Source organism: Streptomyces sp. NBC_00096 (assembly GCF_045041305.1).
Lineage (GTDB): Bacteria > Actinomycetota > Actinomycetes > Streptomycetales > Streptomycetaceae > Streptomyces.
In genome coordinates, this window is the sequence record NZ_CP108221.1 from 451,068 (window position 1) to 462,249 (window position 11,182).

The 11,182-nt window shown below is 73.4% G+C and carries 7 protein-coding genes; 1 reads left to right on the forward strand and 6 read right to left on the reverse strand.

The window, feature by feature from the left end; genetic code table 11:
* Positions 1 to 183 precede the first annotated feature (183 nt).
* Positions 184 to 1,629 carry an NADP-dependent phosphogluconate dehydrogenase gene (gene gndA / locus OG904_RS02060; protein ID WP_405486724.1) on the forward strand — a complete coding sequence of 482 codons (1,446 nt, stop codon included), beginning with the start codon at positions 184 to 186 and terminating at the stop codon, positions 1,627 to 1,629.
* A 382-nt stretch (positions 1,630 to 2,011) separates the two neighbouring features.
* Here the strand turns inward: gndA and OG904_RS02065 are convergent, their stop codons facing one another.
* The 6 genes from OG904_RS02065 to OG904_RS02090 all read right to left on the reverse strand — a co-directional run bounded on the left by OG904_RS02065 (position 2,012) and on the right by OG904_RS02090 (position 11,111).
* Positions 2,012 to 2,659: an arylsulfatase gene (locus OG904_RS02065; RefSeq protein ID WP_405486726.1), complete on the reverse strand. Its 648-nt coding sequence runs from the start codon at positions 2,657 to 2,659 to the stop codon at positions 2,012 to 2,014.
* Entirely contained in the window at positions 2,653 to 3,006 is a 354-nt protein-coding gene (locus OG904_RS02070; protein ID WP_405486728.1) for a GNAT family N-acetyltransferase, read from the reverse strand. The genes OG904_RS02065 and OG904_RS02070 overlap by 7 nt, the downstream gene beginning before the upstream one ends.
* 14 nt (positions 3,007 to 3,020) lie before the next feature.
* Entirely contained in the window at positions 3,021 to 3,440 is a 420-nt protein-coding gene (panD, locus tag OG904_RS02075) for an aspartate 1-decarboxylase (protein WP_328302091.1), read from the reverse strand.
* 75 nt (positions 3,441 to 3,515) lie between these two features.
* A complete protein-coding gene (locus OG904_RS02080; protein WP_405486731.1) occupies positions 3,516 to 4,922 on the reverse strand; it encodes a M1 family metallopeptidase in 1,407 nt (468 codons plus the stop codon).
* A 22-nt stretch (positions 4,923 to 4,944) separates the two neighbouring features.
* Positions 4,945 to 8,850, reverse strand: coding sequence for a Pls/PosA family non-ribosomal peptide synthetase (locus OG904_RS02085; protein WP_405486733.1), 3,906 nt, complete (start codon positions 8,848 to 8,850; stop codon positions 4,945 to 4,947).
* A gap of 194 nt (positions 8,851 to 9,044) precedes the next feature.
* Positions 9,045 to 11,111: a SpoIIE family protein phosphatase gene (locus OG904_RS02090; protein WP_405486735.1), complete on the reverse strand. Its 2,067-nt coding sequence runs from the start codon at positions 11,109 to 11,111 to the stop codon at positions 9,045 to 9,047.
* Positions 11,112 to 11,182: the final 71 nt, after the last annotated feature.

Here is an 11,182-nt window from a genome sequence, read left to right on the forward strand (position 1 = left end):
GGAACCCCGCAACTTAACGCCGCGACCAGAACATGACAAGGCACACAACAAGACACGTTGGAGCGGAAGTTGATTTCGCGCCGAATGTGGGACGCCGCTGATGATCTCCACCGATGTAGCGTCGGTGTTCCTGCATTCCGCCGCACGCCGAATGCACTGTCGAAGCACTCAGGAGCGCACGCAATGAGCAGCAGTACGGCCCAGATCGGCGTCACCGGACTCGCGGTGATGGGTAGCAACCTCGCCCGGAACTTCGCCCGCAACGGCTTCACCGTCGCCGTCCACAACCGCACCACCGCCAAGACCACGGCGCTCGTGGAGGAGTTCGGGCACGAGGGCTCCTTCATCGCCGCCGGGAGCGCGAAGGAGTTCGTGGACGCGCTGGAGCGCCCGCGCCGTCTGATCATCATGGTGAAGGCCGGTGAGCCGACCGACGCGGTGATCCGCGAGTTCGCCCCGCTGCTGGAGCCGGGCGACGTGATCATCGACGGCGGGAACGCCCACTTCGAGGACACCCGCCGCCGCGAGAAGGAGCTGCGCGAGCAGGGCCTGCACTTCGTGGGCGTCGGCATCTCGGGCGGCGAGGAGGGCGCGCTGCTCGGCCCGAGCATCATGCCCGGCGGCTCCGAGGAGTCGTACGCCTCCCTGGGCCCGCTGCTGGAGAAGATCTCCGCGAAGGCCGCCGACGGTACGCCCTGCACGTCCCACGTGGGCCCCGACGGCGCGGGCCACTTCGTCAAGATGGTCCACAACGGCATCGAGTACGCCGACATGCAACTCATCGCCGAGGCCTACCACCTGCTGCGCGAGGTGGCCGGCTACTCCCCCGCGAAGATCGCCGAGACCTTCCGCTCCTGGAACGAGGGCCGGCTGGACTCCTACCTGATCGAGATCACCGCCGAGGTGCTCGCGCACACGGACGCCTCGACCGGCCTGCCGTTCGTGGACGTCGTGGCCGACGCCGCCGAGCAGAAGGGCACCGGCCGCTGGACCGTGCAGATCGCCCTCGACCTGGGCGTGCCGGTGTCGGGCATCGCCGAGGCCGTCTTCGCCCGCGCGGTTTCGGGCCACGGCGACCTGCGTACCGCCGCCCGGGAGCTGGCCGGCCCCAAGGCCGCGCCGCTGTCCGCCGAGGCCGCGGACGCCTTCGCGGCGCAGGTGGAGCAGGCCCTGTACGCCTCGAAGATCGTCTCGTACACGCAGGGCTTCCATCAGATCCAGGCCGGCAGCGAGGAGTACGGCTGGGGCGTGGACCCGGGCGCCGTGGCCTCGCTGTGGCGCGGCGGCTGCATCATCCGGGCCGCGTTCCTGGACCGGATCCGCGCCGCGTACGACGCCCGGCCGGAGCTGCCGAGCCTGCTGGCGGACGCCGGTTTCGCCGGGGAGATCGGCGCGGCGCAGCACGACTGGCGCGAGGTGCTGGTGGCGGCGGTCCGCCAGGGCATTCCGGTACCGGCCTTCGCGGCCTCGCTGGCGTACTACGACGCACTGCGCTCGGAGCGGCTCCCGGCGGCCCTGACCCAGGGCCAGCGCGACTTCTTCGGGGCGCACACCTACCGGCGCACCGACCGCGAGGGCTCGTACCACACCCTGTGGAGCGGTGACCGCTCCGAGGTCCGTACGGTCTGAGGCCGCCGAGGCGGCTGAGGGCGCAGAGGCACCTGAGGCCTCTGAGTCCGCTCAGCTCCAGGGCCCGGGCTGCGGCACGGGCGCGGGCCCCGGAGGCGCCGGCACCGGGTCGGGCTCCGGGAAGGGGACGGGCTCGGGCGGCACGGGGCGCGGGACCGGGTCGGGCTGCGGGACGGGGTCGGGCTGCGGGACCGGAGCGGGTTGCGGGACCGGATCGGGCACCGGGGCCGGGTCGGGTTGCGGAACCGGATCGGGCACCGGGAGCGGCCCGGGTTGCGGGGTCGGCCCGGGGCCGGGGGCCGGGGGCTGGGTCTCTTCTGACTTTCGCACCATGCAGCCCATGTTCCCCCGATTCCGGCGGGCATGCCCCGAAAGAGACGGCCTAGACGCCCTCCAGCAACTCCAGCCCCGCGGCCAGACCGGAGGCCTGGCTGGTCAGGATGGGTATCCGGGTCGTGACGAGCTCCGTGGCCCCGGCCATCGAGCCCTGGGCCAGCACGATGACGTCCGCGTCCGTGACGGCGTCGGCGGCCTGCGCGACGAGGCGGTGGCTGCCGGCGATGTCCCCCGCCCCGAAGCGGTCCCAGGCCCCGGCCACGAGGTGCGTACGGATCTCCACCGAACGGCCCGCGCCCTCCTCGGCCAGCAGTTCCCGCGTCGGGCCGACGGTCGATTCCACCGTGGCCAGCACGACGATCCGCGTGCGGCCGCCGCTACCGCTGCCACCGCGCACCGCGGCCGCAGCCATCGGCCGGTCCGCCCGCAGGACCGGGACTCCGGTGTCCGCGGCCAGGCCCTCCGCGGTCCCCCCGATGGAGGAGCAGGTGACCAGCACGGGCCCGCCCGCGCCCTCGAGCAGCTTCCGCAGTTCCGGGGCCACCGACTGCGGCCCTTCGGCGCGGGCCCGGTCCAGCAGTTCCGGAACCACCAGGTGCCGCAGGACGGCTCCGGGGTGGTTCCGGTCCCGCAGGGCGTCGAAGACCGGGACGTGCACCGGCGAGGTGTGCAGCAGGGTCAGCGGAGTCACCACAGATCGGAGTCCGAGTCGAGCTGCGCCTTGGCGGCGGCCACCACCCCGGCCGGCGCCGCGGGCGCCTGATCGGGGTGTTTGGCGGCCCAGCTCGCGGCATACGGGCACAGGGGCACCACGGGTACGCCCTCCCCGGCCGCGATCCCGTAGAAGGTCTTCACCAGGTTCCCGGCGATCCCGCGGCCCTCGTGCCCCGGTTCGACGACGGTGTGGACCGCCACGAGGGCGTGGGGGGCCTCGGCGAGCACGAAGTAGGCGATGAAACCGACCACCGCCCCGTCCTCGACGGCCAGCAGCCTCCCGGACTTGCGGTCGTCCACGATCTCGATCGGCTCGTTCTGCGGCATGGTCCCGACTCCCCTCAGACAGCCACCGCGTGGGGGCTGCGCTCCTGATCCGTTCCCGGCACCGGGGCGGACGGGTCCGCGCCCAGCTCGACGATGCGGTTGTCCGCGTCGACGTGCACGACGCGCGGCTGGAACACCCGCGCCTCGGCGTCGTCCACCTGTGCGTAGCTGATGAGGATGACCAGGTCACCGGGGTGCACGAGGTGCGCGGCGGCCCCGTTGATCCCGATGACGCCCGAACCGCGCTCACCCTCGATGACGTACGTCTCGAGCCGCGCCCCGTTGGTGATGTCGACGATGTGCACGAGCTCGCCGGGCAGCAGGTCCGCCGCGTCCAGCAGATCGGCGTCGATGGTCACGGACCCGACGTAGTGCAGGTCGGCCTGGGTGACAGTGGCGCGGTGGATCTTGGACTTGAACATGGTGCGAAACATGAGGAAGCTCCCGAGGTGTCTGCTCCCTGCCCGCGTACGCAGGTCAAGGGCGTTGCCGCACTCTAACCCCGTCCGTTACGCGGAGGCCATGCCGCGTCCCGTGGGGTCGCCCGCCGTGGGCGGGTACGGGGGCATCGACGGGGTCGGCCGGAGGGTCCGGTTCGGGGGCAGGGGCGGGAGCGAGGGCTCGTGGAGCCAGGCCGAGAGCAGCTCGTCCACCGGCTCGAGCGCGTAGCGGGCCACGTGGGCGGTGAAGCCGGCGGTGGTCACCACGCCGTGGCGGTGCGCGGAGGTCCACTCGCGCAGCATGCGGAAGAAGGCTCCGTCGCCCAGGGCGCAGCGGACGGCGTGCACGGCGAGGCCCCCGCGCTGGTACAGGCGGTCGTCGAACATCAGCTTGCGGCCCGGGTCGGCCAGCCGCAGGTCCTGGGGCTGCGCGGACAGCAGGCGGTGTGCGGCGGCGGCCAGGTCGTGCGCGGTGCGGCCGCCGGAGCGCTCCGACCAGAGCCATTCGGCGTACTTCGCGAAGCCCTCGTTGAGCCAGATGTGCCGCCAGTCGGCGATGGTCACGCTGTTGCCGAACCACTGGTGCGCGAGCTCGTGGGCGATCAGGCGCTCGGAACCGCGTACGCCGTCCACGTGGTTGGCACCGAACAGGGAGAGGCCCTGGGCCTCCACCGGTACGTCCAGTTCCTCGTCGGCCACGACGACCGCGTACTCCCCGAAGGGGTAGGGGCCGAAGAGTTCCTCGAACAGCCGCATCATGGCGGGCTGCCGGGCGAAGTCGCGGGAGAAGCGGGGCAGCAGGTGCGCCGGTACGTGGGCGCTCTGCGGGACCCCGCCGAGGCCGGGGTCGCCCAGCAGGACCGTCTGGTACATGCCGATGGACAGGCCCACCAGGTAGCTGGAGGTCGGCGCGGACTGCTCGTACACCCAGGTGGTCGTGCTGGCCTTCGTCGTCCTGGTGAGGAGGCGGCCGCCGGCCACCACCGTGTAGGCGGACGGCGTGTTGACCGAGAGGTGGTACGAGGCCTTGTCGGCGGGCCGGTCGTTGCAGGGGTACCAGGAGGGTGCGCCGACGGGCTGGCTGGCCACGAGCGCGCCGTCCGTCAGTTCCTCCCAGCCGAGACCGCCCCAGGGGCTGCGCACCGGCTTGGGGTTGCCCGCCCAGTGGACCTCCACGGTGAAGGCGGCACCGGCGGGCAGCGGCTTGGGCGGCAGGATCCGCAGCTTGCCGGCCCGGTGGCTGTAGTGCGGGGCCCGGCCGTTCAGCAGGACCCGGCCCACTTTGAACTCGGCCAGGTTCAGGTGGAACTCGGTGAGCGGCGCCCGCCCGGCGATCGCGCTGAGCCGGGCCGTCCCGGCCAGCCGGTTGGGGCCGGGACGGTACTCCAGAGCGAGTTCGTACCGGTGCACGCGGTAACGGGGGTCGCCGTTGGCCGGAAAGTACGGGTCCGATGCCGCTGTCTTCTGGCCGCTCACTGCCGCTTCCGTTCTGGCCCCTTCAGGACCGCCACGCCTCGATCGGATTGCCCAGCCAGCGGGTGTCGGCGGGGACGGATTCCCCGGCCATCACGAGGGAGGCGGGACCCAGTGTGCTGCGGGCACCGACCGTGCTCCCGGGCAGGACGATTCCGCCCGGGCCCAGGGTGGCGCCCTCACGGAGGACCACAGTATCCGTCCTCAAGATCCGGTCGTGGAAGAGGTGTGTCTGCAGCACACAGCCACGGTTCACGCTGACCGCGTCACCCAGGACGACCAGGTCCGTCTCGGGCAGCCAGTAGCTCTCGCACCATACGCCCCGGCCGATCCTGGCCCCCAGCCCGCGCAGCCAGAGGGCCAGCAGCGGGGTGCCGGGCACCGAGCCGACCAGCCAGGGCACGGCCAGTACCTCGACGAAGGTGTCGGCGAGCTCGTTGCGCCACACGAAGCCGCTCCACAGCGGGTGCGCTCCCACCCGGTGTCGGCCCACCAGCAGCCATTTCGCGGCCATCGTGACCACACAGGCGGCCGTTCCGGCGGCCAGCAGGGTCGCTCCCGACAGCAGCGCGGCGCCCCAGACGCCCAGGCCGTCCGTCCGCGTCAGCGCGCAGAGCGCCGCCACGGTCAGGACGGCCAGCGCGGCCGAGCAGAACACCGGGACGAGCCGGCACAGCTCCACCAGCCCGCGCGCCCACAGCAGCCGCGCGGGCGGGTCGTAGGTGCGGCTCTGGTCGGCGTCGGCGGCGGACCGCGGCAGCCGGATCGGCGGCAGGCCCAGGTACGAGCTGCCCTTCTTGGCCTTCTTCGGGGTGGCGGACAGCACGCCGACCAGCCCGTCGTCCGGCACGTTGCGGCCGGGCGCGGTCATGCCGGAGTTGCCGAGGAACGCCCGGCGGCCGATCTCGGAGTGCCCGATCCGCACCCAGCCGCCGCCCAGCTCGCAGGGGGCGGTCAGGGTGTCGTCGGCGAGGAACGCGCCCTCGCCCACGGTGGTGAGGCTCGGCAGCGCCAGCACGGTGGACACCTCCGCACCCCGGCCGATCTTCATGCCGAGCAGCCGCAGCCACACGGGGGTGATCAGCCCGGCGTACAGCGGGAAGAGCGTCTCCCGGGCCAGGTCCATCAGCTGGGTGACCGTCCAGACCTGCCAGCCGACCCGGCTGTGCGTCGGATGGACTCCCGGACGCAGCCCCAGGCTGAGCAGCCGTACGGAGACCAGCAGGAGGGCCGCGTACGCGAATCCGAAGGCGAGGGCTCCGGGCACGACGGCGAGCAGTGCTCCGCGCAGTGCCGGGGCGAACCCCGCGTCGGGGGAGACGAACCGGCTCACCACGAGCAGGGCGGGCAGGGTGGCGAGCACGGGCAGGGCGGTGAGGTAGAAGCCGGTGGCCCCGTACATCGCGCGCCAGCGGACCGCGCGCGGCGGGCGCTCCTTGGGCCAGTTGTGCTTGGCCTTGCCGAGTTTGACGGCGGGGGCTCCGGCCCAGCGCTGGCCGGTCGGGACCTGGCCGGTGACGGCGGAGCCGGGGGCCACCTCGGCGCGCTTGCCGACCCGGGCGCCGGGGAAGAGCATGCTCCGGGTGCCGACCACGGCGCCCGCACCGACCTTGACCGGGCCGATCACGAGCCGGTCCCCGTCCAGCCAGTGCCCGCGCAGGTCCACCTCGGACTCCACGGCGCAGCCGCGGCCGAGCTTGAGCATGCCCGTGACCGGGGGCAGCGAGTGCAGGTCCACCTCGGGGCCGATCCTGGCGCCGAGGGCCCGCGCGTAGCGCTCCAGCCAGGAGCCGGTGAGCGAGGTGGCGCCGGCGTACTCGGCCAGCCGCTCGGCGGTCCACAGCCGCAGGTGTACGCTCCCGCCGCGCGGGTGGCGGCCCGCCTTCACCCCGCGCAGCAGCAGGCGGGCGCCGCCGGCCGCGATCGCGAGGCGGCCCGGCGGGCTGAAGAGCAGCACGGCGCCGGCGGCGACGAGCCACCAGGAGGCGGCCGGTGCCCACGGGTAGGACCCGAACAGGTGCAATACGTTGCCCAGCGCCAGCAGCGCCACCGTCCAGCGCAGGCCGACCAGGGTGAACAGCGGGAGGAGCAGCAGCGACTGCACCACCTTGGTCCGCAGCGGTACGGGGGCGACGGTCCGGGTCGCGCCGTCGTCCTGTGCGGACTTCTCCAGGTGCCGGGCCAGCTTGCGCAGGGTGGGCTGCTGGTAGATGTCGAGCACGGCCGCGCTGGGGTAGCGGGTGCGCAGCCGGGTGGTGAGCTGGGCGGCGGCCAGGCTGCTGCCGCCGATCGCGAAGAAGTCGTCGGCGGCGCCGGTCACGGTCACGCCGAGGGTCTCGCTCCACTGCTCGGCGAGCCAGGCCTCGGTGCCGTACAGCTGCTCGACGGGTCCGGCGCCCTCCAGCTCGGGCAGCGGCCAGGGCAGCGCGGCCCGGTCCACCTTGCCGGAGGTGCGGGTCGGCAGCTCGTCGACCGGCGCGAGCAGCGGTACGAGCGCCGCGGGCAGCTCGGCGCGCAGCCGCGTCACCGCCGACGCGTGGTCCCAGCCCTCCTGGGTGACCAGGTAGCCGACGAGCAGCTGGTTTCCGCTGCGCGCGGTGCGTACGGCGGCGGCCGCGCCGGCGACGCCGGGCAGGGCCTGGAGGGCCGCGTCGACCTCGCCGAGCTCGATCCGGCGGCCGCCGAGCTTGATCTGCTCGTCGCCGCGGCCGAGGAAGACCAGCCCTTCCGGTTCGGCGCGGACGAGGTCGCCGCTGCGGTAGGCGCGCTCCCAGCCGAGGGATTCCAGCGGGGCGTACTTCTCGGCGTCCTTCTCGGGGTCGAGGTAGCGGGCCAGGCCGACGCCGCCGATGACGAGCTGGCCGCTGCCGCCCATGGGCACCGGCTCACCGGACTCGTCGACGACGGCCAGTTCCCAGCCGTTCAGCGGGAGGCCGATCCGGATGGGTTCCTCGCCGGTCAGGAGGGAGGCGCAGGCGACGACGGTGGCCTCGGTGGGGCCGTACGTGTTCCAGACCTCGCGCCCCTCGGTGACCAGGCGCTGGGTCAGCTCGGGCGGGCAGGCCTCGCCGCCGAAGATCAGCAGCCGGACCTCGCCGAGGGTCTCGGGCTCCCAGAGCGCGGCCAGGGTCGGCACCGTGGAGACCACCGAGATCTCCTGTTCCACCAGCCAGGGGCCGAGGTCGGCTCCGCTGCGCACCTGGGCGCGGGGCACGGGCACGAGGCAGGCACCGTAGCGCCAGGCCAGCCACATCTCCTCGCAGGAGGCGTCGAAGGCCACGGACAGTCCGGCCATGACCCGGTCGCCGGGTCCGATCGGCTCCTCGGTGAGGAACAGCGCGGCCTCGGCGTCCACGAAGGCGGCGGCGCTGCGGTGGCTGACGGCGACGCCCTTGGGCTTGCCGGTGGAGCCGGAGGTGAAGATGATCCACGCGTCGTGCCCGGGCCCCGGACGCGCCGCGCGGGCGCCGGGTTCCGCGAGGCCGGTGACCTCGATGCGCTGCCCGCCGCCGAGCACCGCGCGCACCCCGGCCTCGCCGAACACCAGCTCGGCGCGCTCGTCCGGGTCCTCGGCGTCGACCGGTACGTAGGCGGCGCCGGCGGCGAGCACCGCGAGGATGGCCGCGTACAGCTCGTTGGTCCCGGACGGGACCCGGACGCCGACCCGGTCCCCGAGCCCCACTCCGGCGGCCGCGAGGGCGCGCCGGCGGCGCTCGACCTCGGCGGCCAGCGCCCGGTAGGTCAGCCGGACGGTGCCGTCGTCGAGGGCGAGTTCGTCGGGGTACGCCCGTACGGAGGCCTCGAAGACGTCGACGAGGGTCCGTGCCGGTGCGGCGGGTCCGGCGGAGAACCGGGCGGACTTGCCGGAGTCCTCGCGCGTGTCCCCGGTGTCGAGCAGGGTGAGTTCACCGTGCTCAGGTGTGGCTGCCATCGGCCCTCGCGTTTCGTTCCCGGCGACGTCTCCCGGGTCGCCGGCGGAGCCCAGGTTTGCCCGGGTTGTTCCGTTCCAGCGCCAAACAACCCGCCAGTCTAGTGTCTCTGCGGAGTCTTTCCCGCTGATGGCTTGCGCGTGGCCGGGAAGGTATGCATCGGGAAACGGCGTTCTGCGGACTGCCGTGAACCTTCCTAGTCGCCGATGCGGGCGACCAGGAGCGCCACGTCGTCGTCGGCCGCGGCCGGTACGAGGTGGGTGATCAGCGAGTCGCACAGGTGGTCCAGCTGGCGGTGCGGATCCGCGAGGTGCCGGGTCAGCTCGGCGAGCCGTTCGTCGAGGTCGTAGCCGCGGGCTTCGATCAGCCCGTCGGTGTAGAGCACGAGCAGGCTGCCGGGGGGCACGTCGATCTCGGTGGGTGTGAAGGCGACTCCCCCGACCCCCAGGGGGACGCCGGGCGGGGTGTCCACGAGCCGGACCGTGCCGTCGGGGAGCACGAGGGCGGGCGGCGGGTGCCCGGCCCGGGTGACGGTGCAGTGGCCGGTGGCCGGGTCGCAGACGATGTACAGGAACGTGGCCAGCATCGGCTCGGTGAGGTCGCCGAGTACGGCTTCCAGCTGGTGCAGCAGCCGGACCGGCGGGAGGTCCAGGCGCGCGAGGGCCCGTACGGAGGCGGACAGCCGCCCCATGACCGCGGCCGCGGCGATGCCGTGCCCCATCACGTCGCCGATGAGCAGGGCCGCCTTGCCGCCGGCCAGGGGCAGGACGTCGTACCAGTCGCCGCCGATCTCGTTGACGTCGCTGGCGGGGAGGTAGCGGTGGCTGACCGTGATGCCGGGCGGCGGGGTGACGTGCTGGGGGAGCATGCTCCGCTGGAGGATGACGGCGGTCTCGTGCTCGCGGTGGTAGAGCCTGGCGTTGTCGATGCTGAGCGCGGCGCGGGCGGCGAGTTCGCCGGCGAGGGTGACGTCCTCGGCCCCGAAGGGTCCGATCGGGCGGGTTCGGTAGAAGGTGGCGACGCCGATCACCGTCTCCCGGGCCACCAGGGGCGCCATCACGAAGGAGTGCACCCCCACCCCGACCAGCCGGGCGGGTTTGGCCGAATGCCGCGCGGCGGGGGCCACCGACTGCTCGTCGAGGCGGGCGATCAGGAAGGGCTGGCGGGCCGCGAGGGCCTGGGTGTAGGGGGCGTTCGGGGGGAAGACGAGCGTCCTGCCGAGGGGGGCGAGGATGTCGGTCACCCTGGATCCGGACAGCGGGGCCTTGCCGAGGCGCCGCAGGGAGGCCCCGCCGGTCAGCCCCATGCCGGGCTCGTCCCCGCTCGCCAGCACGTCCAGGACGTCCACGGTCACGGCGTCGGCGAGGCGCGGCACGGCGAGGTCGGCGAGTTCCTGCGCGGTGCGCTCCAGGTCGAGACTGGAGCCGACGCGCATGCTGGCCTCGCTGAGCAGGGCTAGCCGGCGCCGTCCCGCTTCGGCTTCGACGTGGTCGCGCTGCTGCTCGGTGATGTCGACGAGGGAGGCGATCACCCCGATGGGCAGGTGGGCGGGGTCCTCCACCCGGACGTAGGAGCAGGACCACACCCGGTCGTGGTCCGGTTCGGCCGGTGTCCGTCCGACCCGGCGGCGGTCGAGGACCGGATGCCCGGTCTCCAGCACCTCCCGCATCGCCTCCTCCATCTCGCGGGCGTTCACCTCCGGGAGGAGCTCGGCCAGCCGGCGTCCCACATGGGCCGATTCCGGCAGGCCGTTCATGGCTTCCAGTGCGGCGTTGACCTGCAGGAACCGCAGCTGTGTGTCGAGGACGGCGATGCCGACCGGGGAGCGGGCGAACAGGCCGTCCCACACAGCCGACGACCCGCGGATGCGCCGCGCCGCGTGCGCGTCGGCGGCGAAGACCAGCACCGACGCCGCGCCCTGCTGGCGGTCGGACACCGGGGAGGCCCAGATCTCCACCTCCAGCGGGTGTCCGTCGCGGTGCCACGCGGTCACGGTGCCCATCACGCCCCGCCCGGTGGCCGTGGCTTCCCACAGGGAGCGGCCCAGGCTGCGGTCGGATCCCGGATGCAGGAGGTCCGCGATGTTGTGGCCGAGCATCTGCGGCGGGGTGTACCCCAGCAGTTCCTGTGCCACTTGGTTCCAGCGCACGACCGTTCCGTCGGCGCTGGTGGCCAGCAGGGCGATCGGCAGCGCGCCCAGCCAGCCGCCGGCGGCCTGTGCGGCGCCGCTGATCAGCTCCTCGACCGGGATGTGCTCGTTCATCCGGCACCCGTACCCGTCTCCACGCCTCCATCCTCTGCCCAATCCGCGTGCCACCGCCTGCCGAGGCCGCT